Genomic DNA, 17124 nt, shown 5'->3' with positions numbered 1-17124 from the left:
CTCCTTAACCGCGCTTGAATTGCTGATAGAGGCGCACCATTGCCGGCCGGAACATATATTCCAGCGCGCCGGCAAAGAGGATAACCAGACCCTGGATGACGAGGATCATCTCGCGGGTGATATTCGGCATTTCGAAGGAGATCCAGTCGCCGCCCTGGTAGAGGATACCGAAGAGGATTGCCGCCAGGATGATGCCAAGCGGATGATTGCGGCCCATCAGCGAGACGGCGATGCCGACGAAGCCGGCGCCGCCGACGAATCCCACCTGCAGGCGCGCGGAGGCGCCCATAACCGGATTCAGCGCCATCATGCCGGCCAGCGCGCCGGAGAGCATCATCGCGATCATCACGATTCGTGCGTAGGGAATACCGGCATATGAAGCAGCTGTCGGGCTGACGCCCAGCGTGCGCATCTCGAAGCCAAGTTTCGTGCGCCAGATTAAGAGCCAGACGACGTAGCACATAACCAGCGCAATGATGAAAGAGACATTCAACGGGGCAGCACCCAGCTTTGTCCCGAATATTTCCATCAGCCATGTTAGCTTCGGCAACTGCCCACCCTCGAGGAATGTGCGTGTTTCCGGCGCCATTTTGCCGGGCACGATCAATACGTGCACCAGCAGGTAGTTCATCAGCGAGGCGATGATGTAGTTGAACATGATCGTCGTGATGACGATATGGCTGCCGCGCTTTGCCTGAAGCCATGCCGGTATGAAGGCGGCAACCGCGCCGAAGAGTGCAGCGCCGACCACCGCAACCGGCATCGTCACATACCATGGCACGTAATTATCGAGCGAAAGCGCCACCAAAGCACAGCCGAGGCCGCCCATGTAGGCCTGGCCTTCGGAGCCGATGTTGAAGAGACCTGCATGGATTGCCACTGCGACGGAAAGGCCGGTGAAGATGAAGCTCGTCGCGTAGAACAGCGTGAAGCCGATGAATTCGCCATTGCCGAGCGCACCCTGGATCAGCAGCGACAGCGCATCGAGCGGGCTCTCGCCGATCAGCCAGACGACGAAGCCGGAGATCAGGAAGGCGACAGTGAGGTTCAAAAGCGGGATAAGGCCGTAGTTGATCCAGTTTGGTAGCGGAACGGAAGCGGTGCTCATAAAGGCCTCACGCGGCAATGCCGGCCATCATCAGGCCGAGGGTCTGTTCACCGGCATCGGGCGTCTTCTCGCCGACGATATGGCCGGCAAACATGACAAGGATACGGTCTGAAAGGGAGCGGATTTCATCGAGTTCGACGGAGACGAGCAGGATCGCCTTGCCCGCGTCACGCATTTCGATGATCCGGCGGTGGATGAATTCGATGGCGCCGATATCGACGCCGCGTGTCGGCTGGCCGATGATCAGCATCTTCGGATCGCGTTCGATCTCGCGGGCGACAACGATCTTCTGCTGGTTGCCGCCGGAGAAATTCGCCGTCTTCAGCCGCGGGTTCGGCGGGCGGATGTCATATTTCTCGATCTTCTCCATCGCATCCTTGCGGATCGCTTCGAGATCGAGCAGCGGGCCTTTGCTGTAGGCCGGGCGGCGATGATAACCGAGCACGGAATTTTCATATTCCTCGAATTTCAGCACCAGGCCCATATGGTGACGATCCTCTGGAATATGAGCGAGCCCTAGATCACGCAGGCGGGCAGGGTCGGCCTTGTCGATCGTCTGACCGTCGAGAAGGATTTCGCCGGAGGTTGGCTTGCGGATGCCGGCAATCGCCTCCAGCAATTCGGACTGGCCATTGCCGGCGACACCGGCGATGCCGACGATTTCACCGGCGCGCACGTCGAAGGAGACGTTGTCGACCATGGTGACGCCGCGATTGTCCTTGACTGTAAGGTTTCGGACGGACAGGACGGCGGCTTGCGGGTTCGCCTCGCCCTTCTGCACGCGCAGTAGCACACGGCGACCGACCATCAGCTCGGCGAGCTCCTCCACCGTCGTTTCCGACGTCTTGCGGGTCGCGACCATCTCGCCGCGGCGCATGACCGAGACCGTATCGGTGATCGCCATGATCTCGCGCAGCTTGTGGGTGATGAGGATGATCGTCTTGCCCTGGTCGCGCAGTACCTTGAGGATGCGGAAGAGGTGATCGGCCTCCGCCGGCGTCAGCACGCCGGTGGGCTCGTCGAGGATCAGGATCTCGGCGCCGCGATACATGGCTTTTAGGATCTCGACACGCTGCTGCAGGCCGACCGGCAGCTCCTCGATCAGCGCATCGGGATCGACCTCCAGGCCATATTCCGTTTCCAGCCGCTTGAGCTCGGCGCGCGCCGAGGCGACGCCCCTGGCCAGTAGCATGCCGCCTTCCGCGCCAAGCATGATGTTCTCGAGCACCGTGAAATTGTCGACCAGCATGAAGTGCTGGTGCACCATGCCGATGCCGGTGGCGATGGCCGCCTGGCTGTCGCGGATGGTGACGGGATTGCCGTTGACCCGGATCTCGCCGCTGTCGGCATGGTAGAAACCATAAATGATCGACATCAGGGTCGATTTGCCGGCGCCGTTTTCGCCGATGATGCCGTGGATCGTCCCCTTGGCAACGGTAAGGTTGATGTCCTTGTTGGCATGGACGGCACCGAATTTCTTGTCGATGCCGACAAGCTCGATAGCGGGCTTATCTGTCACTGCAGACTCCAAATAAGAAAAGGGCGTATGGCGAAAATCCCCTCCGCCATACGCCCGATCTCAATCGTCGATCACATTCGGGCGCGGATCACTTCGGGCAAGCGCTGTCCGAGGTGTAATCGTGAACCTTGACGGTTCCCGCGATGATGTCGGCCTTGGCCTTGTCGACAGCAGCCTGCATTTCCGGCGTGATCAGCGATTTGTTATGCTCGTCGATCGCAGCGCCGACACCGTCTTCCTTGACGCCGAGCGCCTGGACGCCACCGGTGAACTTGTCGTTCTTGGTGTCGTTGTAGGCATTGTAGACGGCGAGGTCGACGCGCTTGACCATCGAGGTCAGGACCGAGCCCGGATGCAGATAGTTCTGGTTGGAGTCGACGCCGATCGACAGCTTCTTGTTGTCGGCAGCCGTCTGCAGAACGCCGAGACCGGTGGCACCGGCTGCCGCATAAACGACGTCGGCGCCCTGGTCGATCTGGTTCTTGGTGAGCTCGCCGCCGCGGACCGGGTCATTCCAGGCAGCGCCCGTGGTGCCGGTCATGTTCTGGAAGACCTCGATATCGGCCTTGACGGAACGTGCGCCCTGCTCGTAGCCACATTCGAACTTGCGGATCAGCGGAATATCCATGCCGCCGACGAAGCCGACCTTGCCCGACTTCGACGCCATGCCGGCGAGAACGCCGACGAGGTAGGAGCCTTCTTCTTCCTTGTAGACAACCGAGCGGACGTTCGGCTTGTCGACGACGGAGTCAACGATGATGAACTTGGTATCGGGGAATTCGGCTGCAACCTTCTCGATGGCCGAGGTCCAGGCAAAGGAAACGGCAACCACCGGATTGAAACCGCGGCTGGCGAAGTTGCGGATGGCCTGTTCGCCCTGGGTGTCGCCCGTCGGCTCGAAGTCGCGATAGGCAATGCCGGTCTCGGCCTTGAACTTCTCGGCGCCGTTATAGGCCGCCTCGTTGAAGGACTTATCGAACTTCCCGCCGGTGCCGTAAACCAGCGCCGGCTTGACGTCGGCAGCAAGCGCCGTCGTCGACATGGCAGCCACGGCAAAGAGAGTGAGAAGGGATTTTTTCATTGTGCAGCCCTGTTGTTGCTATTCGTTAGGGGTCCTCCCGCAAGCCCTTTTCGGGCATGTCTGCGGAACCACCGACCTCCCCCCGGAGGCCTGGCTGCGTGCATCCTTGCATGGCTCACGGAAAAATTCACCAGAAATTTTTCAGCTGGTAAAGATTTGCAGCGATTGCCGAAAATCAGCTCTTCGGGGCTGATTTTTGGACATTCTCTCCATCAGAATGCGGATTTTCTAGCCAATCCGGCGGCAAATGCCGACGCAGCAGAGGGGTGACAGCCAACCGGATTAACTGCGTTTTTTATGCGGTGAAGCGACCGGCCACCGGCGGCTTCTTGTAGCCGATCATCCACAGAAGCAGCGCGATCACCAGGAAAACGGCAAAGGCCGGCTGGAGCATCAGCCACTGGAAGATGACGGTGTAGAACCGCGGGTGGATATAATAGGAAAGGGAGGATTGCAGTGACGTCAGCGTTGTCGGGCTGACATCCTGCCAGGCATCGGAGATCGGCGTCATCACCACGGAGGACGCCGCAACCGATTGGATCGAATCGATGGTCCCGGCAATAACGGCCGCCGCAAGCGCGACAAGACTCGCCAGACGCAACAGGAAACGCATCAATTCCTCCGACGCTCGATATGCCGGACAATTCCGGCCGGCCGCGCCATTCTCCACCTTAGAGAATTACATAGTCGTCGATGAGGTGAAGCACAATGGAGTGGCCGAGGCGAGTTTTATCGCAAGAAGTCAAAAAACTGTTAGATTTCGGTTGATCGACAAAAATTCATCGGTATATATCGCGCCGTTCCGACGATTTGCTCCTATCCGGGCGCGAACGCCAAAAAAAGGACAGGTGGCCGAGTGGTTTAAGGCGCACGCCTGGAACGCGTGTGTACGTGAAAGCGTACCGTGGGTTCGAATCCCACCCTGTCCGCCATATCCCTCGTTTTTCAATATTGATTCAAACCGTATCGAGAGCGGGACGCGGAAGCATTTTTGACGGCACGCTTCGATAGAACAAGCCGGTCGTCCGCATAGTCTCAAACTCGCTGCAGCAGGGCGCGTCCAATCGGCTTCGGATTCTCGCCGCGCAACACCAGAGATGTCGTCACGGCTCCAAAACGCGCGATCGTGTCAACGATCGTTTCCAGCTCTCCCGGCGACGGAACCAGCACCTTCAAAAGAAAACAGTCCTCTCCGGTGAGGCGCAATACTTCCATGACCTGCGGCATCTCCGCGAACTGTTTCAGACAGGGTTTGATATGCTCATGCGTCGTGCGCAAGCGAAGCACCGCCATCATTCCGATTCCCAAAGCGGTGGGGTCGATACGGGCGGAATAACCGACAATGATGCCGCGGTCTTCCAGCCGCTTGACGCGTTCTGATGCTGCCGGCTGAGAGAGCCCGACCCGTCGACCGAGTTCGGAAATCGCAATGCGTCCATTTTCCTGCATCGCTTCGATAATTGAAATATCGGTTGGATCGAGCAGTACCCGATTGTTTTCCTGAAAAGCCATGGGATCACCTTGAAATCATCGGAGAGGGACGCGGTTTTCCGATGATCATTTATTCCGAAGCAAATGAAAATGCACCATTTTCACCTGCACGGATGATCAGAGGAAAAGACATGAAGGACATCATCATATTGCCGGGGATTGGCGGTTCGGGCGAGGCTCATTGGCAAACACGCTGGGAAAGGTCGAACCCGGACATGCGGCGTTTTCAACCAGCCGATTGGGAAAAACCCGACCTGGCGGACTGGATTTCAGCCATGGAGCGCGCCGTCGGCGCGTCGGCAACGCCTCCCCTGCTGGTCGCCCACAGCCTTGCCTGTCTGCTGGTCGCTCATTGGCAGCAGGTTTCTTCGCTTGCCGTTGCCGGAGCGTTTCTTGTGGCGGTCCCGGATCCGCAGTCAGCGTCATTCCCTGCGGAGGCGGCCGGCTTCGCAGACGCGCCATCGCAAAAGATGCGCTTCCCCACTCTGATCATCGCAAGCGCCGATGATCCCTTCGGCACGCTCGACCATGCGCATGCGCGAGCGGATCTGTGGGACAGCGGCCTTGTCGCGATCGGTCCTTTCGGCCATATCAACGGGCAAAGCGGCCTTGAGGACTGGGGCCAGGGAAAGGCCTTGCTGACGGCGTTCTCCGCCGGATTGGCAAGATCTGATCGGGGTTGATCTTGTTTTCGAGTTCACTATCAAATGGCTCAACGGGCCGTTGCCTGTGCTGGATGCGTCGAGACGGAGCAACGAAATGCTCCGCTCGCAAGCGTGCGTTCGAGGCTCTCGAACCCATCGCTCCGATGGCGCTACGAGGTTTGAAGCGTCGAAAGATTCCTGAATTTTTACCATGCGGCTTCACCGCGTCTTTGCACGTTTGGGTTTACCGTCTGCCAAAATCAAAAACAGAGGTAAAACAGGTGGAAGAACTTTCGGTAAAGTCGAAGATCATCAAATCCGTCTATTTCAGCCAGGAAGACGGACGGCTCAGGATTTGTTTCAAGAATGGCGAGGAACGTCTATTTGCAGGTGTTCCCTCCTCGGAAGTGCATGCGATGACGGTGGCGCCGTCTCCCGGCCATTATTATCTCGACCGGATCAGAACCCGGTTTCGCAGATTGGCAGCCTGAAAAACCCGAAGGATAGCTTGTGCGAAATCGGGACATGGCCGGTGGATATTAACCGGCTGTTAGCCCTCGATATCATCTGGGTTGGATCGCCTCTGCCGGAAAGCGGCAACTTGTCGGCGCTGCCGGCCTGTTTAAGGTCGACCAGCCGGGAGGCTCGGCGGCGGACCCCAGCCAGGAAGTCGAGCCTCCCCGTCACGGGTGCTAGTGGACCGTGATGGTGAAAGGCATGGACGGCTCTCGGACGCCGCCATGCTCTGCTTGTCTGATGAAATGCCCCGGAACGGCTGCGACCTCATCATCCCCTCAACTAGCGAATTGGGGCTAATCCTGTGAACAACCCGAATTGCCGCATCCGGACTCGACAATGCTTTATTAGCATGATTGCATAAATCGGGATAAAGACGGGGGTAATGATGTTCGAGAATCTGCTTGAGATGCAGGAGCGTGGCGCACGGGATCGTGCGCGTGGCCGCAGCCTGGCCGACAATCCGATGTCGAAGCCGGATATCCTGCCGATCACTGATTTTCAGGAATGGTACTCGATGTTCGACGCCTGGCGCTTCGGTTGGTCGATCGAGGATGCGATGGCGGGGCACATCAATATGCCCCGGGATAGCGGCACATTGGCCCAGACCTACACCAGAACCGTCTGATCAATCCTGTCCTCGGCGCCGAAGAATTTCAGGTAGCGTTCGACCTCGGCCGGGTCGCCGGTCGCCTTCTGCGGGTTGTCGGAGAGCTTCACCGCCGGACGGCCGTTGGCGTCGCTGACCTTGCAGACGACGGAGATTGGGTTGAGGCCGGAGATCTCGATCGGCGCGCAGCCGGAAAAATCGTTCGTCAGGTTCGTGCCCCAGCCGAAGCTCATGCGCACGCGGCCTTCGAAATGCCGGTAGGTATCGATGATGGCGTCGACATCGAGGCCGTCGGAGAAGATCAGCAGCTTCTGGCGCGGATCGCGGCCCATCTTCTTCCACCAGTCGATAATCTTCTCGCCGCCTTCGATCGGCGGGGCGCTGTCCGGGCGGAAGCCGGTCCAGTCCGCGACCCATTCCGGCGCATCGCGCAGGAAGGCGGCGGTGCCGAAGGCATCCGGCAGGACGATCAGAAGGTTGCCGCCATAGAGCTTGTTCCAGTCACGCAGGATCTTGTAGGGCGCGTTGCGCAACTGCTCATCGGTTTCGGCAAGGGCGGCGGCCACCATCGGCAGCTCGTGGGCATTGGTGCCGACGGCCTCGAGATCGGAATCCATCGCCAGCAATACATTGCTTGTACCGGCAAAGGCCGGGCCGATGCCTTCCTTCAGTGCCTCGACGCACCAGCGCTGCCAGAGGAAACTGTGGCGGCGGCGGGTGCCGAAATCGGAGATGCGCAGGCCCGGCAATTCCTTCAGCCGTTCGACCTTCGACCACATCTTCGCCTTGGCGCGGGCATAGAGCACATCGAGGGTGAAGGGACCGAGCGCCTTCATCGCCGAGCGCGACCGCAGCTCGTTGACGATGGCAAGCGCCGGGATTTCCCACATGGTGGTTTCCTTCCACGATCCGTGGAAATCCAGCACATATTGCCCGTCCTTCTTCGACAGCTCGTATTCGGGCAGCTGGAAATTGGAAAGCCAGGCGAGGAATTCCGGTTCGAAGATCTGGGCGCGGCCGTAGAAACTGTTACCCGCAAGCCAGATCATCTCCTTCTTGGAGAGCCTCAGCGTGCGGGCATGATCGAGCTGCTCGCGCAATTCGCCTTCATCGAGCTCATCGGCGAGACGCACCCGTTTGGTGCGGTTAATCAGGGTGAAGGATGCGTTCACATCAGGATAAAGCTTCCAGATCATCTGCAGCATCAGGAGCTTGTAGAAATCGGTATCGATCAAGCTGCGGATGATCGGATCGAGTTTCCAGGCGTGATTGTAGACGCGTCTTGCGATATCGGTCCTGGCCATGAAATTCCTGCCCCTGTCCACTCCGGTCAGGTGCTGCCAAATTCCCGGGTATTACCAAGTTCCGGGCCGGCGCACGAAACCGGCTCGTGCGCCTTCTTATCGAAAAATCGACGGACAAAGTCCAGACAAAACAATAAACGCCCCGCCGCAGTATGGCGGCGGGGCGTGAATATAGTTTTGGCGACGATTATTGGGCCGGAGCTGCGGGCGCCACATTCGGAGCGGCCGGCGTGGTGTTCGGCGTTTCGGTTGGAACGGCAGTGCCGTTCTGTAGCGCCGGCGCGGGGGCCGGAGCGGGCTGCTGCGACTGAAGCTGCTGGCCTGGCTGCTGCGGCGCCACCTCGTTCGCCTCGCGCTTACCCCAAATCTCGACCGGTATCCACACCACGAAAGCAAGCACCAGCGCGACGATTAGCACCGTCAGGATGCGATAGCCCGTGCGTCCCTGCCTTGCCTTCACGGGCGGGATCAGCTCTTCCTTGTGAAGCTTGCCGTCGGACTTTTCCCAGCGTGTTTCCGTCTGATGCGCCATCATCGTCTCCTTCCGCTGTCTTAACCGGCCTCGCCGGCCGCAAGAATTTCCGCAAAGGAAACGGGTGGCTGTCTGGAAGGTTCCGAAAGCTCAATAGCCGGCGGCGCGGTCGACCATGAATTGCAGCGGCTCGCCACGCTCGAAACGGGCGATCTGCGTCTCGACATGACGGAACAGCGCGTTTTCTTCGGAGACTGCCGCGTCGTGCGGCGTGAGGAAGACGTTCTGCAAGTCCCACAATGGGTTGTCTGATGCAAGCGGCTCCGCCTCGAAGACATCGAGCGAAGCGCCGCCGAGGATACCGTTACGGATGGCGGAAACGATATCGGCCTCGACCTGGCTCTTACCGCGGCCGGCATTGATGAAGACCGGTTGCCCGAGCGCACCGTTGCGGCGCAGCTTCGCAAACAGCCCGGCGTCATAGAAACCTGATGTTTCAGGCGTCAACGGCAGCAGGCCGACGAGGATGTCGGTGCTTGCGAGAAAGCTGTCCAATTCGCTGGCGTCGAAGGTTTCGACGCCGTCGATCTGTTTGCGGCTGCGCGACCAGCCGATGACGTTAAAACCAATCACTCTCAGCTTGGCGACCGCGTCCTGCCCGAGAATGCCGAGACCCATGACGCCGACCGTCACCTCAGCCGCCTCCGGCGCGATCAGCTTGGCCCATTCACGTTGCCGCTGGTGGCTGTCATGGGCGTATTGCCCGCGCAGATGCATCAGGCATTGCATGACCACCCATTCACTCATGCGCGTCGTCAGGCTGCGGTCGACAAAGCGGACGATTGGGATCTCGGGCAGGCCGGCCATGCCGATGATGTGGTCGACGCCGGCGCCGCCTGAGAAGATCACTTTCAGGTTCGGCGCCCGCGCGAAAAGGTCGGCATCCGGTTTCCACAGAAGCGCGTATTCGACCGCGCGGAGATCGCGTGCCTGATTGGCCGGATCGGCGAGATTGATGCTGCCGCGGTCGGCAAACGCCGTCTTCAGCACGCGGGCGACGCCTTCGTGATTGAACTTGATATCGACGAGAACGGGAGGGCTTGCGGGCATGATCTTCTTTACTGCTGCACGGCGGGCGTCGGCACCGCCTCGATGTTGAAAGCGGCGGCCATCAGCGCCCTGGTGTAATCATCCTTCGGCGCGCGGAAGATTTCCGAGGACGGTCCCTGCTCCACCACCTTGCCGAAACGCATGACGATGACGTCGTTGGCGAGCGCCTTCACCACTTTCAGGTCGTGGCTGATGAAGAGATAGGCGAGATCGTGCTTCTTCTGCAGATCGCGCAGCAAATCGACCACCTGCGCCTGCACGCTCATGTCGAGCGCAGAGGTCGGCTCGTCGAGCATGACGAAGCGCGGCTTCAGCACCATGGCCCGGGCGATGGCGATGCGCTGGCGCTGGCCGCCCGAGAATTCGTGCGGATAACGCCAGCGGGTCAGCGGATCGAGACCCACCTCCTCCAGCGCCCAGCAGACGCGCTGGTCGCGTTCTTCTGCGGTCAGCGACCGCTCATGCACCTTCAGCCCTTCGGCGACGATATCGCCGACGGACATGCGCGGGCTCAGCGATCCGTAGGGATCCTGGAAGACGACCTGCAGCTGGTTGCGCAACGGCCGCATCTCATTGAATGAATAGCCAGCTATGTCCTTGCCGACGAAGGCGATCCGCCCTTGCGAGGAAATCAGCCGGGTGAGCGCCAGGCCGAGCGTGGTCTTGCCCGAGCCGGATTCGCCGACGACGCCGAGCGTCTGGCCGGCGCGCAGCGAAAGATCGATGCCGTCGACCGCCTTGACGTGATCGACGACACGGCGCATCAGCCCAGCCTTGATCGGGAACCAGACACGGATATCCGAACCTTCCATCACCATCGGTTTCGACGGATCGGCGAGCGGCGGCTCGCCGCGCGGTTCGGAGGCAAGGAGATGCCGGGTATATTCATGCTTCGGATTGGCGAAGACGTCCTCGACGGTGCCGGTTTCGACGATCCTGCCCTTGGTCATGACGCAGACGCGATCAGCGAATTTGCGGACGATGCCGAGATCATGAGTGATGAACAGCATCGACATGCCGTGGACGGCTTTTAACTGCCGGAGCAATTCGAGGATCTGCGCCTGCACGGTGACGTCGAGGGCGGTGGTCGGCTCGTCGGCGATCAGCAATTCCGGCCGGTTGGCGAGCGCCATGGCGATCATGACGCGCTGGCGCTGGCCGCCTGACAGTTCATGCGGATAGGCCTTCAACCGCCTCTCCGGCTCGCGGATGCCGACCTGGTTCAGCAATTCCAGCACGCGCTCACGCGCCGGCTGGCCGGTAAGGCCCTGATGCAGGGCGAGGATCTCGGCGATCTGCTTCTCGATCGTATGAAGCGGATTGAGCGAGGTCATCGGCTCCTGGAAGATCATGGTGATGTCGTTGCCGCGCACTTCACGCAGTTCCCGCTCCGACGCCTTCAAGAGGTCCTTACCCTTGAAGAGGATTTCGCCGGAGGGATGGCTTGCCGAGGGATAAGGCAAAAGTCGCAGGATCGAGTTGGCCGAGACCGACTTGCCGGAGCCGGATTCGCCGACGAGCGCCACGACCTCGCCTTTGGCGATATCGAAGGAGATGTGATCGACGGCGAGCGAGGTCTCGCCGCCCTGATGAAAGGCAACCGAGAGATCGCGGACGGAAAGCAGCGGTTCTGTCATGTCACTCATTGAAACGTCTTCCTCGGATCGAAGGCATCGCGCACGGCTTCGCCGATGAAGATCAGCAGGGAAAGCATGATCGACATGGCAAAGAAGGCCGTCAGCCCGAGCCACGGCGCCTGCAGATTGGTCTTGCCCTGAGCGATCATCTCGCCGAGCGAGGGGGAGCCCGGCGGCATGCCGAAGCCGAGGAAATCGAGCGAGGTCAGCGTCGTGATCGAGCCGGAGAGGATGAAGGGCAGGAAGGTCAGCGTCGCGACCATGGCGTTCGGCAGCAGGTGCCGCCACATGATGGTGCGATTGTTGACGCCGAGCGCGCGGGCGGCGCGGACATATTCGAAATTGCGGGCGCGCAGGAATTCGGCGCGCACGATGCCGACGAAACCGACCCAGGAGAACAGCAGCATGATGCCGAGCAGCACGAAGAAGCCGGGCGGCAGGAGTGCGGCGATGATCAGCAGGATGTAGAGCACCGGCATCGACGACCAGATCTCGATGAAGCGCTGCAACAGCAGATCTGTCCAGCCGCCGAAATAGCCTTGCACCGCACCGGCCGTCACGCCGATGACCGCCGAGCAGATGGTCAGCACCAGGCCGAAGAGCACCGATATGCGAAAGCCGTAGATGACGCGCGCCAGCACGTCTCGCGCCTGGTCGTCAGTGCCGAGCCAGTTGAGATTGCCGAGGGTGCAATCCGGATCGTTCACCCCTTGCGGATAACCGGCGCAACGCTCCTCCTTCGTCATCAGCCAGAAGGGAGCGGTGGGGGCCGAATGCGGAATGTTGGAATTGACCGAGCGGTAGGAATAGCGGATCGGCGGCCAGATCATCCAGCCATTGGCATTGATCTCGTCCGTTATGACCGAGGAACGGTAGTCGGTTTCGGCCAGGAAGCCGCCGAACTTCTCCTCGGGATAATCGACGAGGACAGGGAACAGGATCTCGCCCTTGTAGGAAGCGATGATCGGCCGGTCGTTGGCGAGGAACTCGGCAAACAGGCTGAGGATAAACAAGACCATGAACAGCCACAGCGCCCAGTAACCGCGGCCGTTCGCGCGGAAATTCTGCCAGCGGCGAATGTTGGTCGGCGAGAGCAGGCCTTTGCGCGGCGGCTTGACGGGCGTCGTGACAGCGGGATTTGCGGCGGCGTCCATCAGACATCCCTCCGCTCGAAATCGATGCGCGGATCGATCCAGGTGTAGATCAGGTCGGAAACCAGGCTGACAACGAGGCCGAGCAGCGAGAAGATGTAGAGCGTGGCGAAGACGATCGGATAATCCCGGTTGATGACCGAGAGATAGCCGAGACGGCCGAGGCCATCGAGCGAGAAGATGTTTTCGATCAGCAGCGAGCCGGTGAAGAAAGCGGAAATGAAGGCGCCGGGAAAACCGGCAATGATGATCAGCATGGCGTTACGGAAGACATGGCCATAGAGCACCTGCCGCTGGTTCAGGCCCTTGGCGCGGGCGGTGACGACATATTGCTTCTTGATCTCCTCGATGAAGGAATTCTTGGTCAAAAGCGTCGTCGTCGCAAAGGCGGACAGGGAAAGCGAAATCAGCGGCAGAGTGAGGTGCCAGAAATAATCGAGCGGCTTCTGCCACCAGGCCAGCTGGTCGAAATTGTCGGAGACCAGGCCACGCAACGGAAACCAGTCGTAGAAGGAGCCACCGGCGAAGAGCACGATCAGGAGAATGCCGAACAGGAAGCTCGGGACGGCATAGCCGACGACGATGACGCCTGACGTCCAGACGTCGAAGGTCGATCCGTCCTTGACCGCCTTGCGGATGCCGAGCGGGATGGAAATGGCATAGGAGAAGATCAGGATCCAGATGCCGAGCGAGATCGACACCGGCAGCTTTTCTTTAACGAGTTCGAGCACGGAGGTGTTGCGGAAGAAACTCTCGCCGAAATCGAAGCGGATGTAATTCCACATCATCTCGCCAAAACGGGTCAGCGGCGGCTTGTCGAAGCCGAACTGCTTTTCGAGCTTGGCGATCAGTTCCGGGTCAAGCCCCTGGGCACCGCGATATTTCGAGCCTTCATCGCTGCCGCCGCCGCTGAGAAGATCGCCACCGCCAGACAGGCGCTGGTCGGCACTGTCGGCCTGACCGGTCAATTGGGCGATCACCTGCTCGACGGGGCCGCCGGGCGCGAACTGGATGACGATGAAGGAAATCGCCATGATGCCGACGATGGTCGGGATCATCAGAAGCAGGCGGCGAAGGATATAGGCGCCCATCAGCCTTCAGCCTCCGGCAATGTTTTTCCTGTCTGCCTGCCGTCGAGTCTCATGCCGCTCAATCCGTCAGCCTTCCCTTGCCGGCCCTGCCGGCTTGTCGTGATTCGCTCGTGCCATTTGGAGCCGAGGGCCCCTGCATTGCAAGCCCGCTCATTTTGCCGAGGTCGACCACCAGGCATCGGGGAAGCCAAGGCTGTAGGCCGGAAACTCGGCCGGATGCGTGACCGTGTTCCAATAGGCGATGTTATAGGTATCGCGGTAGAACAGCGGGATGACGTAGTGATTTGCAAGCAAGACCCGATCCATGGCCTTGATTGCTGCGATCTGCTCGCCGCGGTTCGGCGCGAAGATAATCATGCGAATGAGCTCATCAACGGCTTGGTTGGCAATGCCGGCATAATTGCGGGAACCCTGCTGATTGACCGAACCGGATCCCCAATAGTCGGCTTGTTCGTTGCCCGGATTCATGGTCTCCGCCCAGACATTCCAGATCATATCGTAGTCGAAGCTGCGTTCACGATTGACAGATTGCGACGCATCGACTGTCCGGATCCGCGCATCGATGCCGATTTTCCTGAGATTGTTGGCATAGGGCACCGCCCAGCGCTCCAGCATGGGGCTCGACAACAGGATCTCGAAACTCATCGGCTGGCCAGTCTTGGTATTGACCATGCGATTGCCCTTGAGCTCCCAGCCGGCTTCTTTGAAAAGCGCAATCGCCTTGCGGAGGTTGTCGCGGCTCTTTTGCGGATTGCCGCCGACGGGATTGGTATAGGGCGTGGTGAAGACTTCGGGCGGAACCTTATCCTTCATGCCCTGCAGAATTTCCAGTTCTTTACCCTGCGGCAGGCCGGAGGAGGCGAGTTCGGTATTCCAGAAATAGCTGTCGATGCGTTTGTAACTATTAAAGGCAACGGTGCGGTTCAGTTCCTCAAAATCCAGACCGTAGTTCAGCGCCTCGCGGACCCTGATGTCCTTGAAGAGGTCACGTCGCATGTTGGGCACGAGAGCTTGCATGATGCCGGTGGCGCGCAGGGGGTTTGCAACCTCCTCTTTTTTGACACGCCCTTCCTTCACCGCGGGAAAATCATATCCCGTCGCCCAGCGGGCAGCCGTGGTTTCCTGCCAGTAGTCGCTGTTGCCAGCGCGAAAGGCCTCGAACTCGACATCCCGATCACCGAAATAGGTGTAGTTGACGTTGCGGAAATTGTTCTGGCCGACATTCACATTGAGGTCCTTGCCCCAATAGTCGTCACGCAATTCATAACGGATCGTTGCGCCAGGCGAGAAGGAAGCGATCTTGTACGGCCCCGAACCCATCACGGGCTCCAGCGTCGTTTTAGAAATGTCGCGCGGCTTGCCATCCGGTCCGGGCGCTTCCCACCAATGCTTCGGCACGACCATCAACTGGCCGAGAATATTCGGCAGTTCGCGGTTGTTCTTCTCATCGAAGGTGAAGGTGACGTCACGCTCGCCGGTCTTTTCCGCTTTGACAACGTGGTGGTAATAGTTCGAGGCGAGGGGATTTAATTCCTTGGTCTTGTCCAGACTGAAGATGACGTCTTCCGGCGTGACCGGCTGACCATCCGCCCATTTCGCTTCCTTGCGCAGGCGGAAGGTCGCGCTTGAGACGTCAGCGGGAAAAGACAATCCCTCGGCAAGCAGACCGTAGGAGACGAGCAGCTCGTCGTCGGCGGGCTTCATCAACGTGTCGTAAACGAGCGTCAGGCCCACTGCCGCCTGGCCTTTGGCGAGCAGCGGGTTGAAGGTGTCGAAGGCGCCGCTTGCGGAGAGGCGCAGATCTCCGCCTTTCGGTGCATCGGGATTGACGTAGTCGAAATGCGCAAAGCCCGGCTTGTACTTCATCTCGCTGATGACCGAGCTTCCGATCTGAAAGGGCTGGTCCTGACCCGTTGCCGACATTGGCGCCAGAGCACCCGCAAGCGATAGAAACAAACCGATCTTCGACCACAGAGCCGCCATTCACGCTTTCCCCTGATTATTGATGGGTTCGACAATACGAAAAATACCGGCGAAAAACAGGAGAGAGTTTGGTTTTTGCCGGGCGCGCGAAATTTTGAGCCATCGGGCCTGGGTCAAGGCGTGGCGTCTTCGAGCCGCCTGAGCCGCTGCGGCGATCCGTCACCGCCGCTTGCCCGCATCGCCAGCCAAAACATCGATTCACCAAAATTGCTTTTCACGATAGATTCGATTGCAAATCACTTCGGCAGCGGTTCAAGGGAACAGTATGGCTTTCGGCTTCGCTCAGGCTTTCAGGACATTCGGCAAACTGACGCTTGCCGGCGCAATCGGCGCAAGCCTTGCCGCCGGCGAGGTCGGCGCCCAGCAGAAGACGCCGAGCCCGGGCAGCGCCAAGGGGCAATTCGGCGCCGTCGGCCTGCCGACGCAGGGACCGGCACAGCCGATCGGTTTTTACGCAAAGGGCTGCATGACGGGTGCGGCGGCGCTGCCGACCGATGGACCGACCTGGCAGGCGATGCGACTTTCGCGCAATCGCCGCTGGGGCAATCCGGCGATGATCGCGATGCTCGAACGTCTTTCGCAGGACGGGGTCAAATATGCCGGCTGGCCGGGCATTCTCGTTGGCGACATTGCGCAGCCGCGTGGCGGGCCGATGCTGAACGGCCATGCCTCGCACCAGATCGGTCTTGATGCCGACATTTGGTTTACGCCGATGCCCACGCGCCGCATGACGGCCGAGGAGCGCCAGGATCTGCCCTTCACCACCATGCTGCAGAAGGGCAAGTTCCTGACCGTCGACCCCAAGGTGTGGACGCAATCGCACGCGCGGCTGCTGATGCTGGCGGCAAGCTATCCCGAGGTGGAGCGCATTTTCGTCAATCCGGCGATCAAGAAGAAGATGTGTGATACGTGGACCGGCGACCGCACCAATCTCGGCAAGCTACGGCCGGAATACGGCCATGACTCGCATTTCCACATTCGCATCAAGTGCCCGCCAGGAGCCAAGGGATGCACGCCGCAGGCCCCGGTCGTTGCCGGCGACGGCTGCGACAAGTCACTCGCCTGGTGGTTCACGCCGGCGCCCTGGGCACCGCCGAAACCGCCGAAGCCCGGCGCCAAGCCGCCGAAGCCGCCGCGCGAGATGATGGTCTCCGACCTGCCCAAGGCCTGCGCCGCCGTGCTCGATGCTACTTCCGTCGCCTCGATGCAGGCCGCCACCTATGGCGGACCTTCCGCCGCCAGCGCACTCACCGCCGCGCCGGCCGCAGCGCCTGCCGCCGCCGACGACGGGGCTTTGCCCGATGTCGGTCCGGTTCCGAACGACAAGCCGGCGATACAATGACCAAACCTTGGGACCAAACTCTGGGGCCGACCCCTGGGACCGAGGCCCGGTATACGCTGTCTTTC

Annotated in this window: 16 protein-coding genes and 1 tRNA gene; 5 read left to right on the top strand and 12 right to left on the bottom strand. The window is 60.1% G+C overall.

The genetic code is table 11. The features are described from left to right. Positions 1-4: 4 nt before the first annotated feature. From AC2444_RS22605 to AC2444_RS22590, 4 genes are all read right to left on the bottom strand, one after another. Positions 5-1108: an ABC transporter permease gene (locus tag AC2444_RS22605; RefSeq protein ID WP_012759715.1), complete on the bottom strand. Its 1104-nt coding sequence runs from the start codon at positions 1106-1108 to the stop codon at positions 5-7. Positions 1109-1115: 7 nt separating this feature from the next. Then, entirely contained in the window at positions 1116-2627 is a 1512-nt protein-coding gene (locus AC2444_RS22600) for an ABC transporter ATP-binding protein (RefSeq protein WP_012759714.1), read from the bottom strand. Between the two features lie 88 nt (positions 2628-2715). Next, the gene (locus AC2444_RS22595; RefSeq protein ID WP_012759713.1) at positions 2716-3708 is read right to left on the bottom strand and encodes a BMP family lipoprotein; all 993 of its coding nucleotides are present in this window, start codon (positions 3706-3708) and stop codon (positions 2716-2718) included. A gap of 295 nt (positions 3709-4003) precedes the next feature. Then, entirely contained in the window at positions 4004-4321 is a 318-nt protein-coding gene (locus tag AC2444_RS22590; protein WP_003555860.1) for a hypothetical protein, read from the bottom strand. A gap of 229 nt (positions 4322-4550) precedes the next feature. Here AC2444_RS22590 and AC2444_RS22585 point away from each other — a divergent pair. Beyond that, positions 4551-4640, top strand: a tRNA-Ser gene (locus AC2444_RS22585). A 103-nt stretch (positions 4641-4743) separates the two neighbouring features. Here the strand turns inward: AC2444_RS22585 and AC2444_RS22580 are convergent. After that, positions 4744-5220 carry an Lrp/AsnC family transcriptional regulator gene (locus tag AC2444_RS22580; protein WP_012759712.1) on the bottom strand — a complete coding sequence of 159 codons (477 nt, stop codon included), beginning with the start codon at positions 5218-5220 and terminating at the stop codon, positions 4744-4746. A gap of 41 nt (positions 5221-5261) precedes the next feature. On the opposite strand from AC2444_RS22580, the gene AC2444_RS22575 reads away from it, so the two are divergent. From AC2444_RS22575 to AC2444_RS22565, 3 genes are all read left to right on the top strand, one after another. Continuing rightward, entirely contained in the window at positions 5262-5882 is a 621-nt protein-coding gene (locus AC2444_RS22575) for an RBBP9/YdeN family alpha/beta hydrolase (protein WP_041935611.1), read from the top strand. Positions 5883-6124: 242 nt separating this feature from the next. After that, complete coding sequence (locus AC2444_RS22570; RefSeq protein ID WP_012759710.1) at positions 6125-6334, top strand: KTSC domain-containing protein; 210 nt, start codon at positions 6125-6127, stop codon at positions 6332-6334. Positions 6335-6747: 413 nt separating this feature from the next. After that, on the top strand, positions 6748-6987 hold the full coding sequence (locus tag AC2444_RS22565) for a CrpP-related protein (RefSeq protein WP_012759709.1): 240 nt from the start codon (positions 6748-6750) through the stop codon (positions 6985-6987). On the opposite strand, the gene pncB is transcribed toward AC2444_RS22565, so the two are convergent. From pncB to AC2444_RS22530, 7 genes are all read right to left on the bottom strand, one after another. Further along, the gene (gene pncB / locus AC2444_RS22560) at positions 6969-8273 is read right to left on the bottom strand and encodes a nicotinate phosphoribosyltransferase (RefSeq protein ID WP_012759708.1); all 1305 of its coding nucleotides are present in this window, start codon (positions 8271-8273) and stop codon (positions 6969-6971) included. The genes AC2444_RS22565 and pncB overlap by 19 nt on opposite strands. 187 nt (positions 8274-8460) lie before the next feature. Further along, the gene (locus AC2444_RS22555) at positions 8461-8808 is read right to left on the bottom strand and encodes a hypothetical protein (protein WP_017995701.1); all 348 of its coding nucleotides are present in this window, start codon (positions 8806-8808) and stop codon (positions 8461-8463) included. Positions 8809-8895: 87 nt separating this feature from the next. Continuing rightward, the gene (locus AC2444_RS22550; protein ID WP_012759706.1) at positions 8896-9855 is read right to left on the bottom strand and encodes a 2-hydroxyacid dehydrogenase; all 960 of its coding nucleotides are present in this window, start codon (positions 9853-9855) and stop codon (positions 8896-8898) included. A gap of 8 nt (positions 9856-9863) precedes the next feature. Further along, positions 9864-11501 carry an ABC transporter ATP-binding protein gene (locus tag AC2444_RS22545; RefSeq protein ID WP_012759705.1) on the bottom strand — a complete coding sequence of 546 codons (1638 nt, stop codon included), beginning with the start codon at positions 11499-11501 and terminating at the stop codon, positions 9864-9866. Further along, positions 11498-12646: an ABC transporter permease gene (locus AC2444_RS22540; protein WP_012759704.1), complete on the bottom strand. Its 1149-nt coding sequence runs from the start codon at positions 12644-12646 to the stop codon at positions 11498-11500. Before AC2444_RS22540 ends, AC2444_RS22545 begins: the two co-directional genes overlap by 4 nt. Next, on the bottom strand, positions 12646-13734 hold the full coding sequence (locus tag AC2444_RS22535) for a microcin C ABC transporter permease YejB (protein WP_012759703.1): 1089 nt from the start codon (positions 13732-13734) through the stop codon (positions 12646-12648). Before AC2444_RS22535 ends, AC2444_RS22540 begins: the two co-directional genes overlap by 1 nt. Before the next feature lie 150 nt (positions 13735-13884). Beyond that, a complete protein-coding gene (locus AC2444_RS22530; protein ID WP_128449202.1) occupies positions 13885-15717 on the bottom strand; it encodes an extracellular solute-binding protein in 1833 nt (610 codons plus the stop codon). Between the two features lie 265 nt (positions 15718-15982). Here AC2444_RS22530 and mepA point away from each other — a divergent pair, with 265 nt between their 5' ends. Beyond that, positions 15983-17059, top strand: coding sequence for a penicillin-insensitive murein endopeptidase (gene mepA, locus AC2444_RS22525; RefSeq protein WP_128449204.1), 1077 nt, complete (start codon positions 15983-15985; stop codon positions 17057-17059). The last annotated feature ends 65 nt before the right edge of the window (positions 17060-17124 follow it).

This window comes from Rhizobium sp. WSM1328 (assembly GCF_057653715.1).
Note: the sequence above shows the minus strand (reverse complement) of the source record. Positions and strands in the feature narration are given on the sequence as shown.

Bases quoted from the DNA above. Each gene is read 5' to 3' on its own strand.
- AC2444_RS22580 (WP_012759712.1), bottom strand. From the start codon at position 5,220: ATGGCTTTTCAGGAAAACAATCGGGTACTGCTCGATCCAACCGATATT.
- AC2444_RS22545 (WP_012759705.1), bottom strand. From the start codon at position 11,501: ATGAGTGACATGACAGAACCGCTGCTTTCCGTCCGCGATCTCTCGGTT.
- mepA (WP_128449204.1), top strand. From the start codon at position 15,983: ATGGCTTTCGGCTTCGCTCAGGCTTTCAGGACATTCGGCAAACTGACG.
- AC2444_RS22575 (WP_041935611.1), top strand. From the start codon at position 5,262: ATGATCATTTATTCCGAAGCAAATGAAAATGCACCATTTTCACCTGCA.
- AC2444_RS22565 (WP_012759709.1), top strand. From the start codon at position 6,748: ATGTTCGAGAATCTGCTTGAGATGCAGGAGCGTGGCGCACGGGATCGT.
- AC2444_RS22550 (WP_012759706.1), bottom strand. From the start codon at position 9,855: ATGCCCGCAAGCCCTCCCGTTCTCGTCGATATCAAGTTCAATCACGAA.
- AC2444_RS22605 (WP_012759715.1), bottom strand. From the start codon at position 1,108: ATGAGCACCGCTTCCGTTCCGCTACCAAACTGGATCAACTACGGCCTT.
- AC2444_RS22590 (WP_003555860.1), bottom strand. From the start codon at position 4,321: ATGCGTTTCCTGTTGCGTCTGGCGAGTCTTGTCGCGCTTGCGGCGGCC.
- AC2444_RS22535 (WP_012759703.1), bottom strand. From the start codon at position 13,734: ATGGGCGCCTATATCCTTCGCCGCCTGCTTCTGATGATCCCGACCATC.
- AC2444_RS22540 (WP_012759704.1), bottom strand. From the start codon at position 12,646: ATGGACGCCGCCGCAAATCCCGCTGTCACGACGCCCGTCAAGCCGCCG.
- AC2444_RS22595 (WP_012759713.1), bottom strand. From the start codon at position 3,708: ATGAAAAAATCCCTTCTCACTCTCTTTGCCGTGGCTGCCATGTCGACG.
- AC2444_RS22555 (WP_017995701.1), bottom strand. From the start codon at position 8,808: ATGATGGCGCATCAGACGGAAACACGCTGGGAAAAGTCCGACGGCAAG.
- pncB (WP_012759708.1), bottom strand. From the start codon at position 8,273: ATGGCCAGGACCGATATCGCAAGACGCGTCTACAATCACGCCTGGAAA.
- AC2444_RS22530 (WP_128449202.1), bottom strand. From the start codon at position 15,717: ATGGCGGCTCTGTGGTCGAAGATCGGTTTGTTTCTATCGCTTGCGGGT.